Origin of the sequence: Streptomyces shinuiensis (assembly GCF_043660855.1) — a bacterium.
Lineage (GTDB): Bacteria > Actinomycetota > Actinomycetes > Streptomycetales > Streptomycetaceae > Streptomyces.
In genome coordinates, this window is the sequence record NZ_JBIHML010000001.1 from 1,408,670 (window position 1) to 1,433,865 (window position 25,196).

The window sequence follows — 25,196 nt, forward strand, 5'->3', positions numbered from 1 at the left end:
GCACCGTGGCCCGCGGGACGGCGCCGGTCCTACTGCAACGGTGCCGCAGCCGCCGGAGGAGCGACGGCCGGTGCCGGTTCGAAGAAGTCGGACTCGTCCACCGGGTCGATCAGCACAGTTCCACAGTCATCCCGTTCGCACATCGACTGCTGGGGAAGGTGGCTGCCGCTGCCGGCAACCCTCTTGACCGCTTCCTTCTTCAGATCAGCGACCCTCTCGGCGAACAGGCCGGCCTGATTGGGAAAGACGGCCGCCCACTCGTCCTCCTCGAGCATCTGCCCGACGATGCCGTCCACGGCTTTCTGGGACTCCCGGTCCAGCTGGAAGTCGAAGTGGCCCGGCACCAGGTCGTGGTCGGCGGCGTACTTCTTGACACCTGCTCGATAGATGTCCTCCAGGTACTTGGCCTCGGACTTGTCCGTCCTGTCGATACGCGCCTGACTTTCTTTGAACATTTTGTCGACGGTCAGCTCTCTGACGCCGCTGCCGATCCCGGTGCCGGTTGTCCAGCCGACGACACCCACCGCAAGGTGAGCCGCTCCCGGTGTTGCTATCAGGGTCTGCACCGCTGCCGGAGCAGCGGCCAGTTTCACGGGATCGGAGACGACCCCGTGGAGATACTTGGCGCCCGCCAGCACGGCGGCGTTGTTGACCACGCCCTCCTTCACGATCAGGTTCTGGTCGACCCAGGTGGCCCCCTGGTTCATCGTCTCCAGGAGGTCGAGACCGTCCGGGTCGACGTAACCGATCGGGTTGTTGCCGGTGTAGGTGTAGAGGTTGGCCCTGCGCGGGCTGGTGAGGTCCGCGTCGGGCACGAAGCGGTACTTGGGGTCGCTGCTGGTCCACCGCAGGGCCACCGGGTCGTAGTACCGGTGTCCGTAGTAGTGCAGACCGCTGTGCGCGTCGTACTCCTTTCCGTTGAACTCGCGGGTGTACTTGTCGGCCTCGGTGCCGTCGGCGAGCCGCTGGGAGATCACCTCGCCGAACGGGCCGTAGGTGGTGGCGCGCATGACGGCGCCGTCGGTGGCGTTCAGCGCCAGCACCTCGTGCCCCTGGGGGCTGGTGTAGCGGTACTCGAGCGAGGCTTCGTCCATCCCGCCGTCGATCCGGCCGACGGTACCGTCCAGGATCAGCTGCTCCCGGTACTCGGGGTCGCCGTCGGGGGTGTAGACGGTCTCCAGGGCGCCGAAGGTGCGGCGGACCTCCACGCTCCGGCCGTCGGCGTCGGTGCGCAGGGCCGCGACACGGGCGGAGCCGTCGTAGAAGTACGTCTCGGCGGAGCCGTCCTCGCGGGTGACCCTGGCCAGGCGGCCGCGGCCGTCCCAGCGCTGGGTGACGGTCTGGCCGTCCACGGTGCGAGTGGTGGTGTTGCCCGCCGGGTCGTAGGCGTAGTCGGCGTAGCCGGTGCCGTCCGGTTTGGTCAGCTCCTCCAGGCGCTGGGGGTTGTCGGGGTCGTAGGTGTAGGTGACGTTGCGCGGGTGCATCCGCACCGCCGGCGCGTAGCTCCCCACGTTCGCCGAGGCCAGGCGGCCGCCGTCGGTGTAGGTGAAGTACCCCTGGTAGTCGATCGCGGTGCCGTAGTCGCCCGCCGCGACAAGCTGGTTACGGCGGTCGTACATGTACCCGAAGAGGACGGACGGGCCGTCACCGAACTGCTGCCGGGTGGTCAGGGCCCTCCCGTTGGCGGAGAACTCCGTCACCTCGTGGCCGTACAGTTCGGCGCCGCCCTGGGTGACCTCCTGCTTCTTGAGCTGCCCGGCGGTCGTGTAGGTGTAGTCCTCCCGGATCGAGGTGAAGGCACTCGCCGTACCACCGGGGTTGGCCTGTCTGCGGGTGACCAGCCCCGCGCTGTTTCGGGTCAGTTCGGCGACGGTGAGCATCGAGCCGTCGATCGAGGTGCGCAGCTGGTACGGCTGGCTCGCCTGGTCGTACCCGTAGGAGCGGCTCGCGCCCGAGTGCCCGCCGGTGGTGATGAACGTGACGTTCTCCAGCGTGCCGGTGATTCCGCTGTTGACGACCCGGTGCTGGGTCTCACCGGTGGCGGTGATGCCTCCGATCCCGGCCAGGGTCTGGCTGACACCGGCCGGGTTGCCGAAGCGGTCGTAGCGGTTGACGGTGGTGGCCACCGGACTGGTGGTGTAGGACAGCCGGCCGATCTGCTGCTCGGTGTCCGCACCGGTCAGCGAGGGGTGGGCCTCGTCGTAGAAGTACCGGGTGACACCGGTCTTGAACGCGGTCTGCTCCTCGGGGGTGAGGTCGCGCACCGCCGGGGTCTCGGTGATCGGACGGTCGAGGTCGTCGTAATCGGTGGTACGGGTGTAGGCCTCGTCGGTCTGTCCCTCGGGGTGCGGCTCGGTGATCGAGGTCAGGTTGCCGTTGAGGTCGTAGCCGTAGGACCAGGTGTCGCCCGAGGAGGTCACCGAGACGCGGTTGCCGAGCCAGTCGTGGGCCATCGTGGTGACGGCGCCGTCCGGATCGGTGACGGAGGCGAGATTGCCGTTGCCGTCGTAGGCGTAGGCGGTGGTGGCCCAGGCCGCCTCCGCCGCGCCCTCCTCGTCGGTGCGCTCGGCGACCTCGACGGTCTGTCCGACCGCGTCGGTGGTGATGGTCTTCTCCGCCGCCGGGGACAGGCCGTCGGTGACGGCCTCGCGCGTGGTGGTGCTGAACCCGTCGTGGACGGCTTCGGTCAGCAGCACCTCGGCACCGGTGTCCCACTGCGGTTCGGGGCCGTAAAGTCTCACGGCCCGGCCGAGCGAGTCACGCTCGAAGCGGTGGACCACCGTGTCCGTGCCCCAGGGGCTGGAAGAGATGATCTTCTTCAGACCTCCCTGCTCGGAGTAGTCGTAGCTGGTCTCCATGGCCGGGTGCGGCGCCTGCTGGGTGACCGTGCGGATCGCCCGTCCCAGGCCGTCCGTCTCCGTGACGGTGTGGGAGAACTTCCCGTCTCCGCCGAGGCTCTCGACCGTGGCGGACGCCGGGTCGGCGCCGCCGGAGTTGTAGGAGGCCGCGTCGTCGTAGCTGGCGCGGGCCACCACCTCGTCGGGGAGCAGGCGGACCGGGGACCGCGTGGTGGTCAGCGCCCGGCCGAAGCCGTCCAGCGTATGAGTGGTCGCCTCCCTCTTCTCCGCCTGGTCGAACGAGCAGCTGTCACTGCCGTCCTCGCAGACGTAGTTCGGGCCCTGGGTGACCATCGTGGCACCGGTGGAGTAGTCGGTCAGCGTCCGGATGACGTGGCCCGCGGGGTTCGTCGCCTGGACGGGGTACAGACCGAAGGGGTCGTACTCGTACTCGGTGTACGCACCGCCGGGGTAGTCGGCGGACTGCTCCGGCTTCCACACCCGGTAGGGCTGTCCGGCCGGCGGGCCCCCCAGGTAGTACAGGTAGCGGGTGGTCGCGGTGCGGCCGTCACCGTCCTGAGCGGTCTCGCTCAGCAGGTTGGTCAGGGAGTTCTGGTCGTAGACCCAGGTCTGCGAACCCGTCTGCTCGGTGGAGTCACCGATCTGCCGCTCGCTGACGCTGGCGCTGAGCACGATCTTGTAGTCGACGCTCCTCCACAGCGTGTCGTGGGTGAGCTTGGCCCGGCGGATCTCCAGTTGCCCCTGCCCGTTGACGAAGGACGTCTCGGTCTTGTCGGCGATCTCGCGGAGATAGGAACCGGAGACGGAGAGCGGCTTGTGGAAGACCTCCTCGGTCCTGCGCTTGGCCGGCGTCAGGCAGGCGGTCAGCGACTCGCCGTCGGCCGTCGCACAGGTGTACGTCTCCGTCTTGCGTGGCAGTACCACGCGCAGCGGGAAAGCACCGTCCATCTTCGGAGGCCGCGTCGAGTCCAGACTGCGCATCCGGTAGGTGCGGTCCTCCACGGAGACCACATGTGACCCCAGTGACGCCGTCCCGTCCGGGTAGGCGCTGCCGTCCAGCGAGGTGACCGTCCGCGTCGCGCGTCCCCGGTAGTCCAGCCCGTAGTCGAACCGTGTCACCGCGGAGCTGTTGTCCTCGTCGTCGAGGGAGTGGTTCACGTTCAGCCGGGCGACCTCGCCGAAGCCGCGGAACGCCCAGTTGCCGTAGGCGTCGGCGGTCCGCTGGGGCTTGAGGTAGGAGAACCTGCTCTGCCGTGCGGGCTCGCCGTGGCCGGGGTGGACGGTGATCCGGGAGGCGACCCAGCGACCGGCTTCCGGTGCGCGCCGGTAGTCGACCATCGTCTTGGCGCCGTACCCGTTGCGGACCGTGCGCATCAGACGGTCGGGGGCGTGGTTGTCCGCGGTGCTGCCGTCCAGCCGCGCGTCGGCGTAGCGCACCTCCGGCCGGTTGTCACCGTCCAGGTCGCCGAAGAGGTCCACCAGTCCGTCGCCGTTGAAGTCCATCGGCTCGGCGCTGAGGACCACCGTCTCGTTGGCGGTGTTCGGGTACCAGTACGGCGATGAGTCGGGGTCGTTGGAATCGTAGTCGGAGTTGGACACCGGTACGGTTTCCTGGTCGACGGACGTCTGACTCAGAGCGCCCGTCAGCTGCTTGGCCAGGGCGTTGCCGGTGAAGTGAAACTGGTCCACCCAGTGGGAGCCGCCGTTGAAGTGCACCGGGTGGAGGTCCCTGGAGGTGTCGCGGCCGATCACATCCACCAGCCCGTCAGCGTCCATGTCCCGCAGCACGCGCAGCATGTCCCGGTGACCCACGTAGGAGCCGAAGGAATCGCTGAGGTCACGGGCGCGGCTCTCCCACAGCAGGCCCGCCTTCGGGCCCCAGCCCGCGCCCAACTGCCCGTCGGGGTTTCCGGGTCCGGTGCCGAATCGGTCGCCGCGGTTGAGGTAGACATCGCTCCTGTTCGAGCCGGCTTCCATGACGAGCTGGTCCGCCAGTCCGTCGCCGTTGATGTCGAACAGACCGTTCCGCTGCTCGTAGAAGTAGTGGCCCGAGTCCTTGGAGGCCGTTCCCGACTTGTTGAAGTGGGGATTTCCCAGGGGCCACTGATCCACGTGGACATCGAAGAGGGCATCTGAACCGCCCTTCGGGTCCTGTCCTCTCGCGAGTGCCGAGAGATCGTCGTTCAGGTCCCCGAGCGCGCCGTCGTTCTCCAGTATGTCCGCCTGCCCGTCGCCGGTGACGTCGATCACCGAGGTGCCGCGCGTTTCGGTGAATTCGTCGGGTGCGCTCATTCCGGCGAGAATGCTCGCCTGGGTGACGGTGTACGGCTTGGCCGTGGCCGAACGGGATCTGGGCGGCTTGACCACCGGGGTCTTGCTGAAGGCGTTCCCGGTGTTCAGGTAGACGTGCCAGTACTGCTGAATCCGGCCGTCCCTTCCATCCGTGTACCACACACTGCTGGACTTGTCCGTGGGCTTCGCCAGTCCCCGCGTGCTGGTGTACGGGGAGCGCCAGTCGTACAACACCGGCTGCGAGACGAGGTCGGGCAGACCGTCACCGTTGATGTCGCGGAAACTGTGCAGCACCTCCGTCCGGTGCCTGCCGTTCACACTGCTGAGCGAACGGTTCAGGCCGCACTCCAGTTCACCGGCACCGTCGGCCGGAACTCCTTCGCTGCGCGGCACATCGGCGAGGTAGTCGGTCAGGTTGAAGTTCGAGAACTCCGTCGGGTTCTTCTCGAAGGTCTCGTCTCCTCGGTTGAGGAGTACTTCGATCGTGCACCCTCCGGACGGGACCCCTTCTTCCAGGTTCGGCGTGGTCGGGCGGCGCAGGAAGTCCGGAAGGCCGTCCCGGTTCACGTCCAGCCAAAGGCCCGTCCGCAGTTCACCGGGGGCGAGTCCGTACCGGTCCCGGAAAACCTTCCAGTCCAGTGAGTTCATTCCTTCTTCGGGATTGACCTGGAACACATAGGAACGCGACAGCTCTGTGGGGCCGCTGGACACCTCCCGGGCCGTTCCGTAGTCGCTGTCCTTGAGCCGGGGCCGGGCATCGCCGTAGGTGAACTCCACCGGCGGCTTGACGGTCGAGTACCCCTCCTTCCCGAAGGAGACGCTGGGGGAGAGAGCCGTCTCCTGTACCGACGTCAACTGCCGGTAGGGGGTTCTGTCCGCGGAGCACTTCTCGGTGTCCGCGTCGTAGACGAGGTTGTACTCACGTGACTGGCGCTGCCCGCCGGGCGGAGGCGTACCGGGCTTCAGCGTCTCGGCGGTGTTCTCCTGGGCGACCCAGGTCGAGACGTACTCCAGCCTGCGGCTGCCGGTGAGGTGCCCGAAGCCCATCCGGTAGTCCAGGAGACTGCCGACCGGGTTCACTCCCTCGTCCTGGTCGGTCCCGCCGCAGTAGGTGGGATCGTTCCTCCAGGTCAGGGCGACCCTCGCGTACTGGTCGCCCTGGGGGTTCTCGTAACTGATCGAGGTCAGCTGGAACCCGCGCGGCTCGGAACCGGTCACCGCCCCGGTCGTCCGCCCGACCGTGTTGTAGCCGTAGGTGAGCGAGTCACCGTGCGAGTTCGTCTCCCGCACCAGCGGCGCGTACGTGACCGGGTGCTGGTCCCTCTTGCCGTAGTAGCGCGTTCGGCCGTCGTCGTACAGGGCCCGCCACCAGTAGTGGCTCGCCGTTCCCGTGGTGATGTCGCCGAGGTACTCGAACCGCACGTAGCTCTGGTCGTGGGCCGCCCGGAAACCCCGGGTTCCCGTCTGGACCTGCATCGCCGGGTCGGCGACCAGCTCGCCTTCCGGAGCGATGGCGTGGATGTCCTCGTCCCAGGCCTGGGCGCCGACGTTCGCGTCCGTGCCGGCCCGCACATCGGCCTTGATCACCGGGAGGTCCAGCGACCATCCCGAGGCGATCCCGCCGTGCACCGGGTTGGCGGAGGAGTAGTTCAGTCCCAGACCCGGTGTGAAACCCATCCTGCCCTTGGGCAGTGTGAACGGGTACCGGTAGGTGAAGTCACCGGTCTGCTGGTTGATGTCGCCGTCGCCCGTGGCGAGTTGCACGGCGTCGGGTGCCGATTCGGCCATCGTCGGCGTCGTGACCGGAGCCACCGGGTCCGTGGCCGCGGCGGCGGGGGCGGCGGTGAGCAGCGGTGCGACCATGCACGCCAGTGCCACGGTCGCCGCTGCTCTCACCGTCCTCCGCCTCCCGGGTCTTTCAGGTATCGCGTTCTTCCCCACTCATGCGCTCCTTTGAGGCATTGACATACGGCACCGACCGGAAGACCGGCGTTCCCGTCTCCCCCGGCGGTGCTCTCGAAGGGCTCCTGACCGCCGCGGATGCCCGGGCGGGCAGAAGGGGTCCGGGAGTCCGGGATCTCCGGCTCCCGAAGATCGGGTGACTACTTCTTCGGCTTCTTCTCGGCGGCGATGCCGCCGTCCGGCGCCACGGCGTGCCAGGTGCCCTCGACACCATCGCCGTTGGTCTGCCTGGGCGCGGTGTCGCCCGTGTAGCGGTAGAGCGGCCAGCCGCCGAGAGTCACCTGCTTGGTCTTGTCCTCGCGGACAAGGATTCCGAGGTCGGCCGGGGTCACTCCGGGCAGAGCGATCGGCATGCCGTCGGACGCGGTCAGCGGCTTCCACGTCTTGGCGCACTCACCGTCGCAGTGCGAGGCCGACGGCTTCTTCTTGTCCTTGTCGAAGCGGTAGAGGGTGAAGCCCTCGATGTCGACCGCCACCTCGCCCAGTTCCGCCTCGCCCGAACCCACCGCGGCGACCGGCCGTGTCTCGGCCGAAGCGAAGACCCCCGGGGTGGCCACCGCCTCCTCCTCCGGCTCGGACTTCTGCCCACCGCATCCGGCGAGCGCGGCGACCAGACCGGCGCAGAGGACGACGGAGGCCGTACTCGCTCCGAAACGTTTTCCGTGGAAGGGCATCTCATTGACTCCTGAATGTGTGCTCATGTCGGTGTGGGTTGCCGAAACGCTCCGGCCGCCGTGTCCCACAGGGCGCACGGCCTCGCGGTGAGACGCGTCGTGGGAACGGACCCGTCCGCGGCGACCGTCCGCGCCACCGCAGGCCCTCTGCGGGGCCTGCCGGAAAACAACTCATCGCGATCCCGCACCGGTGGTCCCGCACGGAGAGGTCCCCGCACGTTCGCGTCCCGGCCCACGACCGCTCTCCGTCGCCCCCGCCGGAGACCTAGTCCGGGTTCCCCGCCTCCTCCGGCCGGCGTGACGGTGCCCGAAGGGCGCCCACGGTCCGCCGGCCGCACGTCCGGGGCACCGCTTGCGCGGCATTCCGTGCGGGAACCCCTGAGGCCACGGGCCTCCGTCACCGACGCTTCGCCGTGCGGGACTCGCCGGTGTGACAGGGCCCCGGGGGCATTCGCGGCCGGCCACCGCACGCTTCGGGGCATGCGCTTACTTGGTCGCGGTGATCACCATGTTCGCCCCGGTGTCGGCGGCCAGGGAGGCGTCGCGGAAGCCCGCTTCGGTGAGCAGCGCGATGCGTTTCGCGGGCCCGCCCTGGGTGCCGAGGGCGTAGCGGCCGGGCTGGGCCAGGGAGCCCGGGGTGCAGATGGAGGTGGAGGCCGAGTAGTCGATCCGTACCGACGGATTGCCGATGCCGTCCTCCAGCCGGTCCGTGGACCAGGGCTCGACGGCGATCACGATCCCCCCGTCGCTGAGCACCTCACGCGCCCGGCGCAGCGCCGCGGGCGGATCGCCCATGTCGTGCAGGGAGTCGAAGAAGACCACCACGTCGAACGGTCCGGGCCCGATCTCGCCGACATCGGCGACATGGAACGCGACGTTGCCGGGACTGCCCGCTTCGACCGCCCGGGCGCGGGCCTCCGCGACGGACGGTTCGTGCCGGTCGAAACCGGTGACCGTGGACGCTGGCCAGGTACGGCCGATGATCAGACTGGCCACTCCGTGACCGCATCCCACGTCGGCCACTCTGACCCCGCGCTCCAGCCGTTCGAGGAGGCCGGGCACGGCGGGGAACCAGGTGGCCGTCAGTTCATGGACGTACGCGGTGCGGAAGAAGCGCTCCACTCCGCTGAACATGCAGTCCGGCAGTGATGCGTAGTCGAGCCCGCCGTCGGCGCGGAAGGCCTCCTCGAGCCTGCTGAGCGTGAGGTACTGGCCGACGATGATGTCGGCGGCGCCGATGACATACGCGGGGGACTCCACCTCCGCGAGCACGGCCGCGTGCGCGTCGGGCAGTCGGTACGTACCGGCTGCCGGATCGTAGGCCACGTACTCGGAGACGGTCTGCGCCGCGAGCCACTCGGTGACCAGCCGCGGTTGCAGCCCGGTCCGCGCCGCAAGGTTCTCGGCGGTCAGCGGGCCGGCACCGGTCATGGCCCGGTAGAGGCCGAGCCGGTCACCGAGGGCCGTCATCACCGTGCTCGCCGCACCGGCGAAGTCGCCCAGCAGGCGGTCGAGGAACTCCGATACCCGGGCATCGGATGTCTCGGCGGCCGGAACGGGGCCGTTGACCTCGTCGGCCGCCGTGAGGCGGGGTTCTGCTGTCGTCATGCGCTCTGCTCTTCTTCTGCGGTTTCTTTTCGGCGGATCGATCAGTCCACACCGACTGTCCGCGGTGCGTCGCCGCGCACACCGACGGTCACGTCGACGATGGCGTTCCGCCCTGCACAGGGCTGCCGGGGCGGCGGTGCTCCGCTCATCCGCCCGGCTGCCGCCGGCCGTGAGAGATCGACCTGCCTGCCCTCCCCCCGGCGGCGGGAGGACGGCCCGGGCTCCGGACCCTTTTCTCCTCCACTTGGAGAAGTATTCTCCGAATGTAGAAGAACGGGTCGAGTGCGTCAACCTCCTGATATCGGACCGTGTCCACCTCAGTCGGCCGGCGCGGCTTCGAGCCGGCTTCGTAGGTGTGGTGGGCGGCTCCGGGGCCGACGCCGCGGAGACAGGGGACGGCGAGGTGCCGTCCGCGTCCGGCGGTCCTCTCCACGGACACCGCGCCGGAGCGGGAAGTGTGGTGCGGACGGCGCCGGGGGATGCCGGTGCGGTCCGCACAGCGGACGGCGTCCATCAGGTCGCACGGGCCCGGAGGCGCTCCGGGCGGCGCGCAGCCGAGCACGCGCTCGTGTTCGTGCTCGTACTCGTACTCGGAACAGGCGGTGCCGTCCGGCTCCGTCCCTGACGGACATCGAGACGTCAGGAGGCCGGGTCCGGGGCCGGACCGGCGATCAGCCCGGAGAAGGTGGAGGCCGCGGCCCCCGGACTGGTGAGCCTGTGCGAGCAGGCCGCGGTCAATGCGTCCGCGCTCCCAGGGCGATGCGCCACGTCGCCCCGCGGCGATGAGCCGCAGCCTTCTGCTTCCCCGCCGACACCACCGGGTTCCCCGGCGCCGCCGGTGTCACCGGCGGCGGGTCAGTCCGACGTGACCTGCAGCATGTCGGGCGACAGGGCCGCCGCCCGCGCCACCGCACCAGTCATCCGCTCGCGGTGGTGACGGCGGCACAGAACCTCGTACCCGACGGTCTCCGCGGCCACGCCCACATCCCCCACCACGACCTGCTCGCCCTCGACGACCATTTCGCCGCCCACCGTGCGGGCGTTGTGGGTGGCCCGTGCCCCGCACCAGCACAGCGCCTCGACCTGGAGGGACTCGATCCGGTCGGCCAGCTCGATCAGCCGCTGCGAGCCCGGGAAGAGCCTGGTGCGGAAGTCGGTGGTGATGCCGAAGGTGAAGACGTCGATGCCCAGGTCGTCGACGACGCAGGCGAGTTGGTCGACCTGCCCGGGGGCGAGGAACTGCGCCTCGTCCGCGATCACGTAGTCCGTGTGCCCGCCGGAGGTCAGATGCCGCACCAGATGGGCATGGAAGTCGAAGCCCTCGCCCGCCTCCACGGCCTCGGTGACCAGACCGAGCCTTGAGGAGAGCCGCCCCTCCCCCGCCCGGTCGTTGCGGGTGAAGATCATCCCCGACAGTCCCCGCGCCGAGCGGTTGTGCTGGATCTGGAGCGCGAGGGTGCTCTTCCCGCAGTCCATCGTTCCGGCGAAGAAGACCAGTTCGGGCATGGGGAGGCGGAACCTTTCGGCGGTCGGCGTTGGGCGTACGGACAGTGCGCGCGGCGGACCGGTACGCGCGGCTGCGGACGATCCGGCGGGCCTGGCGGCGCCGGGCTACGTGCGGACTTCCAGCAGGGGGACCAGTTGCTCGGCGGGTGTCATCGAGCCGTGCATGCCGATGAGTTCGGACTCCTTGGGCTCGGTCTCGGTGGCGACGACCGCGGCGGTGCCGTTCATCGCGGCCACCACGTCGCCGATCCGGCCGCGCACCCGGTCGTCGACACGCGGCCCGAACCAGCCCAGTTCGATCGCCTCGTCCCGGGTGGCCACCCACGCCCGGTCCGCCAGGACCTCGCGCCAGACGGCGTGGACGTCTCCGGCCGCGCCGGGCACGGCGTACAGATGGCGGGCCCGGCCCTCGCCGCCGAGCCGTGCGACGCCCGCGCGCAGTTCCCAGTCGTGGTCGAAGTCGTAGCGGGCGTCCGGGTCCTGGGGGATGTCCACCATGCCGTGGTCGGCGGTGACGTAGAGCGCGGAGCGCGGCGGGAGCTGCTCGGCCAGGCGCTGGGCGAGGCGGTCGACGTACATCAGCTGGCCGCGCCAGGCGTCGGAGTCCACGCCGTAGCGGTGGCCACTGCCGTCGAGTTCGGCGTAGTACGTGTAGACCAGCGTGCGGTCGGCCGAGCCCAGCCGCTCGGCGGCGAGGTCCATGCGGTCCTCGGCCGGCAGCCGGCCCAGGAAGGAGCCTCCCGACAGGGCGATCTTCGTGAGCGGGGTGTGCTCGAAGTGCGGGGCGGTGACCTGGCAGGTGGCGATGCCAGCGGCGTCGGCGAGCCGGAAGACGGTGGGGTACGGCTGCCACTGGCACGGGTCGGTCCACGGCTGCCAGCGAAGCTGGTTCATCAGCTCGCCGGTGGCCGGGTCGAGCACGGTGTAGCCGGGCAGTCCGTGGGCTCCGGGCACCTGGCCGGTGCCCACGGAGGCGAGCGAGGTGGCGGTGGTGGAGGGGAAGCCCGCGGTGAGGGGCTGTCCGGTGCCGCCGCGGGAGGCGGGCAGCAGGGAGGCCAGGAAGGGGGCCTCGCCGGGATGGGCGGCCAGCAGCTCCCAGCCCATGCCGTCCACCAGGAAGACGCACACGCGGTCGGCGGGCTCCAGTTCCAGGCCCGAGGACAGTCCGGGCACGCCCTGTCCGGCGGCGACGGCGGGCAGCAGATCGGCCAGCGACGCGTCGCCGTAGCGCGGCACGGGCGCGGTGCGCGGATCCAGGGGGGCCGGGTCGTGCGCGGCCGGGCCGTACGGGAGGTACTGGACCATCAGCGGGCGCCGGCGGTCGCCGCGGTGGCCTCGGACAGCGCCTGCGCGAAGGTGAGCGCCTGGCGGACGGTGTCCGGTCCGTCGCCCGCCTCGCTGACGCGCAGCGAGAGGTCGTCGGCGGTCAGGGAGCCCGTGTAGCCGTGGTCGGCCTCGCAGTTGGGGTCGCCGCAGTTGGCGGGCTCCATGTCGAGGCGGGAGACGGCGCCCCAGCCGATGGTGAGGACGACCTCGCGCGGCAGGGTGCCGGGGGTGTACGACTCGGGGTTGGCGACGACACGGCTGAGGACGACCGAGGAGATCCGCTCCAGCTTCACCGACTCGGTGGATGTGGTGGCGTACGGCGAGGGGGAGGTGCCGTCGGCGGGCTGCTCGTCGGTGTGGCTGACGATGAACCGGGTGTCGGTGAGCACGAGCACCGTGACGTGGCGGCGGACCTCGTTGGAGTCGAAGGTCGTCTCCTGGTGGACCACGTACGAGGAGACGGGCTCGCCGCCCACGGCGGACTCGACCGCCTCGGCCACGAGAGCCGGGTAGTAGCCGCTGCGCTCGATGGCCGCGCGCAGCCCCTGGGTCGTCGTACCGGTCTTCGCCATGCGGCCCATCCTACGGGGACCGGGCGGGTCAGTACGCGGGCAGGCGGCGGGGACCGAGGTCGGCCCAGGCGGGGTGGGCCGTGCCGAAGGGGGCGGGCGGCTCGGCGACACGTACGGCCGCGTCCAGAACGGTCAGCCCGCGGGCGGCGACGACCACCGGTTCCAGATCGACGGAGACGACCTCGGGATGGTCCTCGACCAGCCGGGAGACGCGCAGCAGCAGCTCCTCCAGGGCGCCGGTGTCCACCGGCTGGGCACCCCTCCAGCCGAACAGCACGGGCGCGGAGCGGATGGAGCGGACCAGCTCGGCCGCGTCCCGGTCGGTGACTGGGACGAGCCGGTGGGCGACGTCGCCCAGCAGTTCCGAGGGCGGGCCGGCCAGTCCGAAGGAGAGCACCGCGCCGATGGCGGGGTCGACGGTGGCCTTCACCGCGGTGTCCACGCCGCGGGGCGCCATGGCCTGGACGACGGGCCGCAGCTCGGCGGGCTCGCCCAGTTGCTCGGTCATCCTGGCGTAGGCGCGCCGCAGTCCGGCCTCGCTGCCGATGTCCAGCCGTACGCCTCCCAGATCGGGTCGGTGGCGCAGATGGGGGGCGGTGGTCTTCAGGGCCACGGGGTAGCCCAGCCTCTTCGCGGCGGCGCGGGCGGCGCGGGCGTCGGGCGCTGGCAGGACGGGCTGCACCGACACGCCGTAGTGGCCCAGCAGCTCGGCCGTCTCCTCACCGCTCAGGGGGGTGCTGCGGAGCATGCCGCGGTCCGGTTCGCGCACCCGGGCCAGCAGGGCGGCGGCGGACGCCTCGTCGATGTCGTCGTACTCGGGCACCCGGCCGGGTTCGGCCGCGTCGCGCCGCCACTGTGCGTAGCGGACCGCCTCCGACAGGGCGCCCACGGCGCGCTCGGGGGCGGGGTAGGCGGGCAGGCGGTGCTCGGCGAGGGCGGCGTCCAGGGCCTCGATGGCCAGATGGACCACGACCACCGGCTTGGCCGGGGCGCTCGCGGCTCCCGCGCCGCTCCGGCCGCCGTCCCCGCCACCGCTCACGCCGGCGGCCGACTCGCGCAGCGCCCGGGCCAGCGCCTCGGCCAGCAGGGTCGCGCCCCCCGGGCCTTGGCTGCCGTCCACCCAGGGGATGGCGGTGACCACGACGGCGTCGGTGGCCGGGTCGGCGAGGGTGGCGGCCAGCGCCCGCCGGAAGTCCTCGGGAGTGGCCCCGGTGGTCAGATCGGTGACGGGCTGCGGGCGCAGGCCCCGGGCCAGGCAGGCGTCGTAGGTGAGCAGGCACAGCGACTCGGCGTTGCCCAGGATGCCCACCCGCGGGCCGGCGGGCAGCGGCTGGGTGGCCAGCAGCACGCCGGCGTCGACGAGTTCGGTGACGGTGTCGACGCGTATGACCCCGGCCTGCCGCAGCAGCGAGGAGACCGTGGCGTCGGGGGTGCGGCCGGCCGGGACGGCGTGGCCGGGGGGCGGGGCGCTGGCGTTGTGGCGGGCGCCCTTGACCACGACGATCGGCTTGCGGGCGGCGGTGCGCCGGGCCAGGCGGTTGAACTTCCTGGGGTTGCCGAAGGACTCCAGGTACATCAGGACGACGTCGGTGTCGGGGTCGTCGTCCCAGTACTGGAGCACGTCGTTGCCGGAGACGTCGGCGCGGTTGCCGGCCGAGACGAAGGTGGAGACGCCGCCGGCCCCCCGGCCGCGGCGGTGCAGTCCGGCGAGCACGGCGATGCCGATGGCCCCGGACTGGGTGAACAGCCCGATGCGGCCGCGTTCGGGCGTCTCGGGCGACAGAGTGGCGTTGAGCCGGACGTCCGGGGCGGTGTTGATCAGCCCGAAGGCGTTGGGGCCGATGATGCGCATCCCGTACGAGCGGGCCCGCCGCACCAGTTCGCGTTGCGCGTCGCGGCCGAAGTCGGCGGAGAGGACGACCAGCCCCTGCACGCCCCGCCCGCCGCACTCGTCGACCACCCCGGGCACCTCCCGGGCCGGGACGGCGACGACGGCGAGGTCGACGGGCTCGGGGATGTCGCGCACCGAGCGGTGGGCGGGCACCGAGTCGATCTCGGCGCGTCCCTCCTCCAGCGCTCGGTTGACTGCGTGGACGCGGCCGGTGAAACCGGCCGCGCGCAGGCTCTCCAGGACGGTGCGCCCGGCTCCGCCCGGGTTGCGGCTGGCGCCGATGACGGCGACCACGCCGGGGGACAGCAGCCGCTGCACGGAGCGGGCCTCGGCGCGCTGCTCGCGGGCCCGCATGACCGCCAGGGACTGCTCGGTCGGTTCGATGCCGAAGGTGAGGTGGACCGCGCCGTCCTCGAAGCTGCGTTTCTGGGAGTAGCCGGCGTCCGTGAAGACCTTGACCATCTTCGTGTTGGCGGGCAGCACCTCGGCGACGAAGCGGCGCACTCCGCGCTCGCGGGCGCAGGCGGCGATGTGCTCCAGCAGGGCGGAGCCGACCCCGCGGCCCTGGTGGTCGTCGCGGACGAGGAAAGCGACCTCGGCCTCGTCGGCGGGCAGGGAGGCGGGGCGGCCGGTGGCGTCTATGCGGTCGTAGCGGACGGTGGCGATGAACTCGCCGCCGACGATGGCGGCCAGGCCGACCCGGTCGACGTAGTCGTGGTGGGTGAAGCGGCGCACGTCGCGGTCGGAGAGCCGGGGGTAGGGAGCGAAGAAGCGGTAGTACTTCGACTGGTCGGAGACCTGCTCGTAGAAGCTGACCAGGCGCTCGGCGTCGTCGGGCGTGATGGGGCGGACCCGGGCCGTGCCGCCGTCGCGCAGCACCACGTCGGCTTCCCAGTGGGCGGGGTAGGCAGGCTCGCTCGGCGTCCGCATGGGGGTCAGCCTAGTCACCGGGGCACTGGATCGCGGAGGTGTCGGCTCCCCTTCCCGGGAGTCCGCCTGTGCGAAGCTGGGCTGGACTCCGGACATGCGGCCCGGTCCCGGCCGGACCCGAACCGGTCAGCGCCGGTCCGGCCTGTTCCGACCCGGTCCGGCCCGTTCGGGCTCGATCCGCTCCGACCCGTTTCGATTCGAAGGGCAACACCATGGCAGAGCGCCGTGTCACCGTCGGCTGGCCCGAGGGCCTGCACGCCCGCCCCGCCGCGGTCTTCGTCCGCGCCGCGACCGCCTCGGGCGTCCCCGTCACCGTGGCCAGACCGGACGGCGAACCGGTCAACGCCGCCTCGATGCTCTCGGTACTGGGACTGGGGGTGGAGGGCGGCCAGGAGGTCGTGCTGGCCTCCGCGGCCGATGACGCCGACATCGCCCTGGACCGGCTGGCGAAGCTGGTCTCCGAGGGACTGGACGAGCTGCCCGGAGCCGTCTGAGCCGCACGGTCCGGCGAGCCGGCCGCCGTCCGGGCCCGCATGCGGCACTGGATACGGGCCCGGCGCGGAAACGCGACGGAGATCACCGGCGGAAAACCACCGGCAAAGGCTGTGGGGCGAGCATCCCCCACGGCCTTTCCCGTATCCGGATTATTCCTGGCACGTATTCCCCGTGTACTCCCCTCCTGTGTACAGGGTTCCTGTTACGGGTTTTCACACGGCGTGTTTACGCCGTGTTTCGTTCTTCTCACCGGGCCTTTCCGGCGGCTGTCGCGCGCGGCCACCGGCCGCTGCTCGCGGCGCACCGCGACGGAGCGTTCCACGTGCTCGCTCGCCAGGGCGCGCGCCCGTTCCGCGTCGCCGCGCGCGACGGCGTCCACGACGGCGCCGTGCTCACGCCACACGGCGACCGCGCGCAGCGGCGGTTCCGCGGCGTACACCCAGGTGATCTTGCGGCGCAACTGTGTGAGCAGCGAGGCCAGGCTGGGGCTGCCCGACGCCCGGGCCAGCGTCTCGTGGTACCAGTCCTCCAGGGCCCTCAGATCGGACAGCCGGCCGCTCTCCGCCCGCTGCAGGCCCAGGCGGACCAGTCCGCGCAGGACCCTCAGCTGCGCCTCGGTGCGGCGCCGGGCGGCCCGCGCGGTACCCAGCGGCTCCAGCAGGGCGCGTATGTCGAGCAGGTCGGCGGCCTCCTGCTCGGTGGGCCGGGCGACACAGGCGCCCGCGTGGCGGCGGGAGACGACGAAACCCTCCGACTCCAGGGTCCGCAGAGCCTCTCGCACCGGGACGCGCGAAACGCCGTAACGCCTGGCGAGGAGTTCCTCGGTGAGCCGGGCCCCGGGCGGGAAAACACCGAAGACGATGTCGTCACGGACCGCGCTGCACACCATGTGCGCGGAAATGCGCATGGGCCGACCTCCGCCGCCGTCTCCATATTTCCCGAAGTGCCGCAGAGTCGAACTGTATTCCACCGGAACACGTTTTCCGATGCCCGCCGGAAAACAGACGTGAAAACATCTGCCGCGCGACCTCACGGGTCGCGCGGCGGATGCCGGTGCGTGACGGGCGCGGCTGCCCTGTGCCCTGCGGGGCGGGGTCCGTCAGACGTCGACACCCTTGCCGGCCAGATAGGTGACCGGGTTGAAGTCCGAGCCGTAGTGGGCGCCGTTGCGGGCCTCGAAGTGCAGGTGCGGTCCGGTGCTGTTGCCGGTGGAGCCGACCGCGCCGATCCGCTGGCCGCCGTCGACCTTCTGGCCCGCCGAGACCCTCGTGGCGGACAGGTGGGCGTACTGGGTGTACTTGCCGTCGTCATGGCGGATGACGATCTGGTTGCCGTACGCGCCGCCCCAGCCGACCGTCACCACGGTGCCCGGACCGACGGACCGCACGGGAGTGCCGGTGCCGGCGGGGAAATCGATGCCGCTGTGCTTGCCGGAGGACCAGGAGGCGCCGGCCTGCTTGTAGGCGGTGGTGGTGTCCACGCCCGCGACCGGGTCGACGTAGCCGGTGACCGAACGGCGCTCGGCGGAGCGGTCGGCACGCTCGTTCGCGCGCTTCTCGGCGGCCCTGCGCTCCTGGGCGGCCTCGCGCTCCTGGACGGCCTTGGCGGCCCTCGCGGCCCTCTCCTCGGCGACCTCGCGCTTCTCGGCGGCCCTCTCCTCGGCGGCCCTCTCCTCGGCGGCGTCGGCGACGCGCTGCTGGGCCCGGGCCTGGGCCCTGACGTCGTCGGCGATCGTGTCGCCGACGGCCATGGCCTGGACGAAGCCCAGGGCGTAGGTCCCCGAGCCCTCGCCCGGAGCGGCGATCGCGGGAGTGGCGGCGGCGCCGACCACGCCGGTGACGGTCAGGACGGCGGCTCCGGCCAGGCCGGCGCGGGTGCGCATGGAACGGCTGGAGAGGTGGTGCTTCTCGGTGAGGTCCTCGGTGAGCCCGGTGAGCTTTCCGGTCAGCTTCTCGGCGAGCTGCGCGGCGGCACGGGTGAACGCCATGGGTGGCGTGCTCCTTTCCTTCCTTCTCGCCTACCGGGTTAGCTGTCGGGTTCGGAGCAGGAAGGTCTCCTACGGGCGCACGGCCCGATTCACCCCAGGTGCCTCGGGAGAGGACCACTCCCGCGCGGATGGGCGGGAGGGTGGGTCCCCGGCTCCCCCGTCCGGGGGACTCGGCGATCACTGCCGTCGGCCGCGGTCGCGGTCACTTCTGACGGCCAGCGAGACAGACGCTAAACGGACAAATTTGAGCGAGCAAGCAGATAGCGGCTTTTGTAGGCCATGCCACACAGGCCGCCCACTGGAATAGCCCAAAATCGGACATAAGAAAGGCCCTTGGTGTGGCAATCCCACCAAGGGCCTTCCGCTGCGCAGCCGCCGCGAGGCGGCCGGGGGTCACTGGTCGGTGACGACGGTCACCTCTCCGATTCCCAGGTCGCGCACCGTGTCGGCGATCTGGGACGCGTCTCCCACCAGCACCGTCACCAGACGGTCCGCGGGGAAGGCGGCCACGGCCGCCGCCGTCGCCTCCACGGTGCCGGTCTCGGCGAGGCGGGCGTACAGCTTCGCCTGGTAGTCATCGGGAAGGTGCTGCTCCACCTGGTCTGCGAGGGTGCCTGCGACGGCCGCCGCCGTCTCGTAACGCAGCGGGGCCACCCCCACCAGGTTCTGCACGGCCGTGTCACGCTCGGCGTCGGTGAGGCCCTCCTCCGCCAGGGTGCGCAGCACGCGCCACAGGTCCTCCAGCGCGGGACCCGTCACATCGGTGGCCACCGAGCCGTTGATCGCCAGCATCGAGGCGCCGGCACCCTCGGGCGAGGAACGCAGCACCTGGGCGAAGGCCCGCACGCCGTAGGTGTAGCCCTTCTCCTCGCGCAGCACCCTGTCCAGGCGGGAGGTGAGCGTGCCGCCCAGGCAGTACGTGCCCAGCACCTGGGCGGGCCAGACCCGGTCGTGCCGGTCGGGGCCGACCCGGCCGATGAGCAGCTGGGTCTGCACCGCTCCGGGCCGGTCCACGACGACCACCCGGCCGGTGTCGTCCGCGGTGATCGGCGGGACCGGCCGGGGCCCGGCGGCCGCGCCCTTCCAGTCGCCGAGGGTCTCGGCCAGCGCCTTGTCCAGGTCCACCCCGGTGAAGTCGCCGACCACCACGGCCGTGGCCGTCGAGGGCCGCACGTGCTCCGCGTAGAAGGCGCGCACCGCCTCGGCGTCGATGTTCCTGATGGTCTCCTCGGCTCCCTGCCGGGGACGCGAGAGCCGGGAGTCGGCCGGGAACAGCTCCTTCGACAGCGCGATGGCCGCCCGGCGGGCGGGGTTGGCCAGCTCGTGCGGGATCTCGTCCAGACGGTTGCGCACCAGCCTCTCGACCTCGCCCTCGGGGAAGGCGGGGGCGCGCAGCGCGTCGGCGAGCAGACCCAGCGCCCTGGCCAGCCGGGAGGCCGGGACCTCCAGGGAGACCCGTACGCCGGGGTGGTCGGCGTGCGCGTCCAGGGTGGCACCGCAACGCTCCAGCTCGGCGGCGAACTCCTCGGCGGTGTGCCGGTCGGTGCCCTCGCTCAGCGCCCGGGCCATGATCCCGGCCACGCCCTCCCGGTCGCGGGGCTCGGCCTCCAGCGGCGCGACGAGGTCGACCTCGACGGCCACGACCTTCTGGCCGGGACGGTGGCAGCGCAGCACGGTCAGCCCGTTGGGCAGCTCACCGCGCTCGGGGGCGGGGAACGCCCACGGCCTGGGCTCGCCGCCGCGGGGCTGGGGGTGGAACTCCATCGACATTCCGTTCTGGGCCGTGGCGTCGCTCACTGGGCGGCCTCCTGATCGTGGGTGTCGGCGGCGGTACCGGTTCCGGAGACGGTGGCGCCCTCGGAGACGTCGGCCGCGGTGTCGGGGGCGGTCGCCTGGGTGGGCTCGTAGATCAGCACCGCGCGGTTGTCGGGGCGCAGCCGGGCCGCGGCCACCTCGCGCACCTCGTCGGCGGTGACCTGGAGCACGCGCTCCACCGCGGTCAGTGCGAGCTGTGGGTCGCCGAACAGCACCGCGTAGCGGCACAGCTCGTCGGCGCGGCCGCCGACCGTGGCCAGCCGGTCCAGCCACTCGCGCTCCAGCAGCGCCTGGGCGCGCTCCATCTCCGCCGGGGTCGGCCCCTCCTCCGCGAAGCGGGCCAGTTCCTCGTCGACCGCCCGCTCGATGTCGGCGATCTCGGCGTCGCCGGATGCCTTCACGTCCAGCCACCCCATCGAGGGCGCCCCCGCCAGCCGCAGCATGCCGAAACCGGCGGTGACGGCGGTGCGGTCGCGGCGGACCAGGCGGGTGTTCAGGCGGGAGGACTCGCCGCCGCCGAGCACCGTCAGCGCCAGATCGGCGGCGTCCGCCTCACGGGTGCCGTCGTGCGGCAGCCGGTAGGCGGCCATCATCGCCCGGGAGGGCACCTCCTCGTGGAGGGTCTGCTTGACCTCCTCGCCGATGACCTCCGGCAGGGAGCCGTCGCGCGGCGGCCGCTTGCCCTCGTGGGAGGGGATGGAGCCGAAGTACCTCTCGACCCAGGCGAGCGTCCGCTCCGGGTCGATGTCGCCGACGACCGCCAGCACGGCGTTGTTCGGCGCGTAGTAGGTGCGGAAGAAGTCCCGCGCGTCCTCCAGCGAGGCGGCGTCCAGGTCGGCCATGGAGCCGATCGGGGTGTGGTGGTACGGGTGGCCCTCGGGGTAGACCATCGCCGTCAGCTTCTCGAACGCCGTGCCGTAGGGCACGTTGTCGTACCGCTGGCGGCGCTCGTTCTTCACCACGTCGCGCTGGTTCTCCATGGACTCCTCGTCCAGGGCGGCCAGCAGCGACCCCATCCGGTCGGCCTCAAGCCACAGCGCCAGCTCCAGCTGGTGGGCGGGCATCGTCTCGAAGTAGTTGGTGCGCTCGAAGCTGGTGGTGCCGTTGAGCGAGCCGCCCGCCCCCTGTACCAGCTCGAAGTGACCGTTCCCCTTCACCTGTGCCGATCCCTGGAACATCAGGTGCTCGAAGAGGTGCGCCAGACCTGTGCGCCCGGCGACCTCGTGGCGCGATCCGACGTCGTACCAGAGGCAGACCGCGGCGACCGGCGTCTGGTGGTCCTCTGAGAGCACCACGCGCAGGCCGTTGGCCAGCCGGTGCTCGGTCGCCGTCAGACCGCCGGCGGTGGGCGGAGGGGAGGCCGTGTGAGCCATGGGCAGGGAGTCCCTTCGATCGCGATCGCGGACCGCGTTCTCACAACGCGTGTGTGGTCACTGTATGCAAGCGGCCGGACAAAGCGCGAAGTTCCCGTACGGTTCGGGGCGGGGACCGGACTGTCGGTGCCGAGGTCCACAATGGTGCCCGTCCGTCCCCCGCCCCAGCACGGGGCCACACAGTCCGCAGTACGCAAGAAGGAGTCGCAGCCGCGATGGCCCGCCGCAGCACGAAGACCCCGCCGCCCGGGGGAGAGTTCGAGGAGCGCGTCCTCGACATCGACGTCGTCGACGAGATGCAGGGCTCCTTCCTGGAGTACGCCTACTCGGTCATCTACTCGCGCGCCCTGCCCGACGCGCGCGACGGGCTCAAGCCGGTCCACCGGCGGATCCTCTACCAGATGCACGAGATGGGGCTGCGGCCGGAGCGCGGCTACGTCAAGTGCGCACGCGTCGTCGGCGAGGTGATGGGCAAGCTCCACCCGCACGGCGACAGCGCCATCTACGACGCGCTGGTGCGCCTGGCCCAGCCCTTCTCCATGCGGCTGCCGCTGGTGGACGGGCACGGCAACTTCGGCTCGCTGGGCAACGACGACCCGCCCGCCGCCATGCGGTACACCGAGTGCCGCTCCGCACCGGCGGCCGGGCTGATGGTCGAGTCGATCGACGAGGACACCGTCGACTTCGCGCCCAACTACGACGGCAGCGAGTCCGAGCCGGCCGTACTGCCCTCGGCCTACCCGAACCTGCTGGTCAACGGCGCCTCCGGTATCGCGGTCGGTATGGCCACCAACATGCCCCCGCACAACCTGGGCGAGGTGATCGCCGCCGCCCGGCACCTGATCAGGCACCCCGGCGCGGACCTGGAGACGCTGATGCGTTTCGTGCCGGGGCCGGACCTGCCCACCGGCGGCCGGATCGTCGGGCTGGAGGGCATCAAGGACGCCTACGCCAGGGGACGCGGCACCTTCAAGATCCGCGCCACGGTCTCGGTGGAGAACGTGACCGCGCGGCGCAAGGGCCTGGTCGTCACCGAACTGCCGTTCAACGTCGGCCCCGAGAAGGTCATCTCCAAGATCAAGGATCTGGTCAACGGCAAGAGGATCCAGGGCATCGCCGACGTCAAGGACCTCACCGGCCGCGAGCACGGGCTGCGACTGGTCATCGAGATCAAGAACGGCTTCAACCCCGAGGCCGTGCTGGAGCAGCTCTACAAGCTGACGCCGATGGAGGAGTCCTTCGGCATCAACAACGTGGCCCTGGTCGACGGCCAGCCGCTGACCCTGGGCCTGAAGGAGCTGCTGGAGGTCTACGTCGACCACCGCTTCACCGTGGTGCGGCGGCGCAGCGAGTTCCGGCGCGGCAAGCGGCGCGACCGGCTGCACCTGGTCGAGGGCCTGCTGGTGGCGCTGATCGACATCGACGAGGTCATCCGGATCATCCGCTCCAGCGAGAACGCCGCGCAGGCCAAGGAGTCGCTGATCGCCAGGTTCGGCCTGTCCGAGGTGCAGACGCAGTACATCCTCGACACCCCGCTGCGCAGGCTGACGAAGTTCGACCGCGTCGAACTGGAGGCCGAGCGCGACCGGCTGAACGCCGAGATCGAGGAGCTGACCCGCATCCTGGAGTCCGACGCGGAGCTGCGCAGGCTGGTCTCCTCGGAGCTTTCCGCGGTCGCCAGGAAGTACGGCACCCCGCGCCGCACCGAGCTGCTGTCCTCGGCGGACGTTCCGGCGGCGGCCGTCCCCCTCCAGGTGGCGGACGACCCGTGCCGGGTGCTGCTGTCCTCCACCGGGCTGCTGGCCCGCACCGCGGGCGGCGAGCCGGTCTTCGACTCCTCCGCCAAGCGCCGCAAGCACGACGTGGTGGTCTCCGCCGTCCCGGCGACGGCCCGCGGCGAGGTGGGGGCGGTGACCTCCACCGGGCGCCTGCTGCGGATCTCGGTCATCGACCTGCCGCAGCTTCCGGAGAACTCCGCGCCGAACCTGGCGGGCGGAGCCCGGTTCACGGAGTTCCTCTCCCTGCAGGAGGGCGAGGAACTGGTGTGTCTCACCACTTTGGACGAGTCCTCGCCGGGGCTGGCGCTGGGTACGGAGCAGGGCGTGGTCAAACGGGTGGTGCCCGACTATCCCTCCAACAAGGGCGAGTTGGAGGTGATCACCCTCAAGGAGGGCGACCGGATCGTCGGCGCGGTGGAGCTGCGCACCGGCGAGGAGGACCTGGTCTTCGTCACCGACGAGGCGCAACTGCTGCGCTTCCCCGCCGGGCAGGTCAGGCCCCAGGGGCGCCCGGCCGGTGGCGTGGCGGGCGTCAAGCTGGGTCAGGGAGCGAAGGTGATCTCCTTCACCGCCGTCGACCCGGCCGTCGACGCGGTGGTCTTCACCGTCGCGGGCTCGCACGGCACACTGGCCGAAGAAATGGGCACGGCCAAGCTGACGCCGTTCGACCAGTACCCCCGCAAGGGCCGGGCCACGGGCGGGGTGCGCTGCCAGCGCTTCCTCAAGGGCGAGGACCACCTGACCTTCGCCTGGGCCGGTGCCACTCCCGCCCGCGCGGCGGACGCCAAGGGCTCGCCGGTGGACCTGCCGGAGCCGGACCCGCGCCGCGACGGCTCCGGCGTTCCGCTGGCCAAGCCGGTCTCGGTGGTCGCCGGGCCGGTGTGACGCCCTGCCGCATACCGGTGAGGCGGCCCGGCGGTACGTGCCGGGCCGCCGTACCACCGGGCCGCCTTGCGAAACGGCACACTCAGGTCCGTACGTAGCGCAGGACGCCCCACATGCTGTCGGGGCCCGCCTCCTCCGGCGAGCCGGTCGCCGCGCAGGAGGCCAGTTCCCCGCGCACCGCGTCGGCGTCGATACCGGAACCGATCAGCACGAGCTGTGTCAGGCGCGGCTCGCCGCTCCCCCACGGCCCGGGGTTGAAGCGCAGGAAGCGGCCGACCGCGTGCAGCCCGTACTTCTCCCGGTGACCGGGCACACCGAAGTGGACGAAGCCCTTGATCCGGTACAGGCCGCCGGGCCTGCCGTCCAGGAACTCCATGAGCCGGCGCGGGTCCATCGGCTCGCCGGTGGTGAACTCCACGCTCTGGTAGGCGGCGTGGAAGTGCTCGTCGTGCCCTTCGCCGCATCCGTGCCCGCCCTCGCGGATCTCCGCCCACACATCCTCGAAGGAGAGTTGCCGTGTGCCCTGCGCACCGTCGTCGCGGGGGCGCGGGTCGAAGAGCAGCTCCGGGTCGACGCGCCCGTGGAAGGCCCGGACGACGGGTACGCCCCGGCCGATCCCCCGCAGCTCCCCGGTCAGGGCGGACAGCTCCTCCTCCCCGGCCCGGTCCGCCTTGTTGAGCACCACCAGATCGGCCATCGCCACATGCCGTTCGAGTTCCGGGTGCCTGGCCCGGGTGCCGTCGAACTCCACCGCGTCGACGACCTCCACCAGCCCGCCGTAGACGATGTTCTCCTCGGCGCTGGAGAGGATCATGCGGATCAGGGTCTCCGGCTCCGCCAGGCCGCTGGCCTCCACCACGATGACGTCGATACGGGCCGAGGGGCGCGCGAGGCGCTCCAGCATGGTGTCCAGGTCGCTGGTGTCGACGGCGCAGCACAGGCAGCCGTTGCCCAGGGAGATCATCGAGTCGACCTGTCCGGCCACCGACATGGCGTCGATCTCGATGCTGCCGAAGTCGTTGACGACCACGCCGATGCGGGTGCCGCCGCTGTGGGCGAGGAAGTGGTTGAGGAGGGTGGTCTTCCCCGACCCCAGGAAGCCGGCGAGTACGACGACCGGGATCCGCTTCCTGACCAAACTCGTGCCTCCATCGTGCGGGTGGCGGCCGTACCGGAACGGCTGCCGATGGTAACCGACGGCCTCTCCCGCCCGCGCACGCGAGGACCTTCGAGGGTGGGCCCGG

Annotated in this window: 14 protein-coding genes and 1 riboswitch; of the genes, 2 read left to right on the forward strand and 12 right to left on the reverse strand. The window is 71.3% G+C overall.

What is annotated here, in order from left to right:
• Positions 1–29: 29 nt before the first annotated feature.
• The 7 genes from ACGRHY_RS06175 to ACGRHY_RS06205 all read right to left on the reverse strand — a co-directional run bounded on the left by ACGRHY_RS06175 (position 30) and on the right by ACGRHY_RS06205 (position 15,619).
• Positions 30–7,046, reverse strand: coding sequence for an RHS repeat-associated core domain-containing protein (locus ACGRHY_RS06175; protein ID WP_394634391.1), 7,017 nt, complete (start codon positions 7,044–7,046; stop codon positions 30–32).
• A gap of 206 nt (positions 7,047–7,252) precedes the next feature.
• Positions 7,253–7,786 carry a COG4315 family predicted lipoprotein gene (locus tag ACGRHY_RS06180; protein WP_394634392.1) on the reverse strand — a complete coding sequence of 178 codons (534 nt, stop codon included), beginning with the start codon at positions 7,784–7,786 and terminating at the stop codon, positions 7,253–7,255.
• Positions 7,787–8,272: 486 nt separating this feature from the next.
• Positions 8,273–9,394: a methyltransferase domain-containing protein gene (locus ACGRHY_RS06185; RefSeq protein ID WP_394634393.1), complete on the reverse strand. Its 1,122-nt coding sequence runs from the start codon at positions 9,392–9,394 to the stop codon at positions 8,273–8,275.
• Positions 9,395–10,249: 855 nt separating this feature from the next.
• Entirely contained in the window at positions 10,250–10,900 is a 651-nt protein-coding gene (locus ACGRHY_RS06190) for a thymidine kinase (RefSeq protein WP_394634394.1), read from the reverse strand.
• A gap of 105 nt (positions 10,901–11,005) precedes the next feature.
• Positions 11,006–12,205, reverse strand: a complete 1,200-nt coding sequence (locus tag ACGRHY_RS06195; RefSeq protein WP_394634395.1) for an alkaline phosphatase family protein — start codon at positions 12,203–12,205, stop codon at positions 11,006–11,008.
• Entirely contained in the window at positions 12,205–12,798 is a 594-nt protein-coding gene (locus ACGRHY_RS06200) for a DUF5998 family protein (RefSeq protein WP_093851244.1), read from the reverse strand. The genes ACGRHY_RS06195 and ACGRHY_RS06200 overlap by 1 nt, the downstream gene beginning before the upstream one ends.
• A 28-nt stretch (positions 12,799–12,826) precedes the next feature.
• On the reverse strand, positions 12,827–15,619 hold the full coding sequence (locus ACGRHY_RS06205) for a bifunctional acetate--CoA ligase family protein/GNAT family N-acetyltransferase (RefSeq protein ID WP_394634396.1): 2,793 nt from the start codon (positions 15,617–15,619) through the stop codon (positions 12,827–12,829).
• A 212-nt stretch (positions 15,620–15,831) separates the two neighbouring features.
• On the opposite strand from ACGRHY_RS06205, the gene ACGRHY_RS06210 reads away from it, so the two are divergent.
• A complete protein-coding gene (locus ACGRHY_RS06210; protein ID WP_394634397.1) occupies positions 15,832–16,113 on the forward strand; it encodes an HPr family phosphocarrier protein in 282 nt (93 codons plus the stop codon).
• A gap of 203 nt (positions 16,114–16,316) precedes the next feature.
• On the opposite strand, the gene ACGRHY_RS06215 is transcribed toward ACGRHY_RS06210, so the two are convergent.
• From ACGRHY_RS06215 to ACGRHY_RS06230, 4 genes are all read right to left on the reverse strand, one after another.
• Positions 16,317–17,021, reverse strand: coding sequence for a GntR family transcriptional regulator (locus ACGRHY_RS06215; RefSeq protein WP_394634398.1), 705 nt, complete (start codon positions 17,019–17,021; stop codon positions 16,317–16,319).
• A 192-nt stretch (positions 17,022–17,213) separates the two neighbouring features.
• Positions 17,214–18,101 (reverse strand): M23 family metallopeptidase, encoded by an 888-nt coding sequence (locus ACGRHY_RS06220; protein ID WP_491630953.1) that lies wholly within the window; start codon positions 18,099–18,101, stop codon positions 17,214–17,216.
• Between the two features lie 13 nt (positions 18,102–18,114).
• Positions 18,115–18,287: riboswitch (cyclic di-AMP (ydaO/yuaA leader) on the reverse strand.
• 207 nt (positions 18,288–18,494) lie between these two features.
• Positions 18,495–19,865 carry a M16 family metallopeptidase gene (locus ACGRHY_RS06225; protein ID WP_394637940.1) on the reverse strand — a complete coding sequence of 457 codons (1,371 nt, stop codon included), beginning with the start codon at positions 19,863–19,865 and terminating at the stop codon, positions 18,495–18,497.
• Positions 19,866–19,894: 29 nt separating this feature from the next.
• On the reverse strand, positions 19,895–21,289 hold the full coding sequence (locus ACGRHY_RS06230) for a M16 family metallopeptidase (protein ID WP_394634399.1): 1,395 nt from the start codon (positions 21,287–21,289) through the stop codon (positions 19,895–19,897).
• Positions 21,290–21,504: 215 nt separating this feature from the next.
• On the opposite strand from ACGRHY_RS06230, the gene ACGRHY_RS06235 reads away from it, so the two are divergent.
• A complete protein-coding gene (locus ACGRHY_RS06235) occupies positions 21,505–23,952 on the forward strand; it encodes a DNA gyrase/topoisomerase IV subunit A (protein ID WP_394634400.1) in 2,448 nt (815 codons plus the stop codon).
• An 82-nt stretch (positions 23,953–24,034) separates the two neighbouring features.
• Here the strand turns inward: ACGRHY_RS06235 and ACGRHY_RS06240 are convergent, their stop codons facing one another.
• Positions 24,035–25,090 carry a CobW family GTP-binding protein gene (locus ACGRHY_RS06240; protein ID WP_394634401.1) on the reverse strand — a complete coding sequence of 352 codons (1,056 nt, stop codon included), beginning with the start codon at positions 25,088–25,090 and terminating at the stop codon, positions 24,035–24,037.
• Positions 25,091–25,196 lie beyond the last annotated feature (106 nt).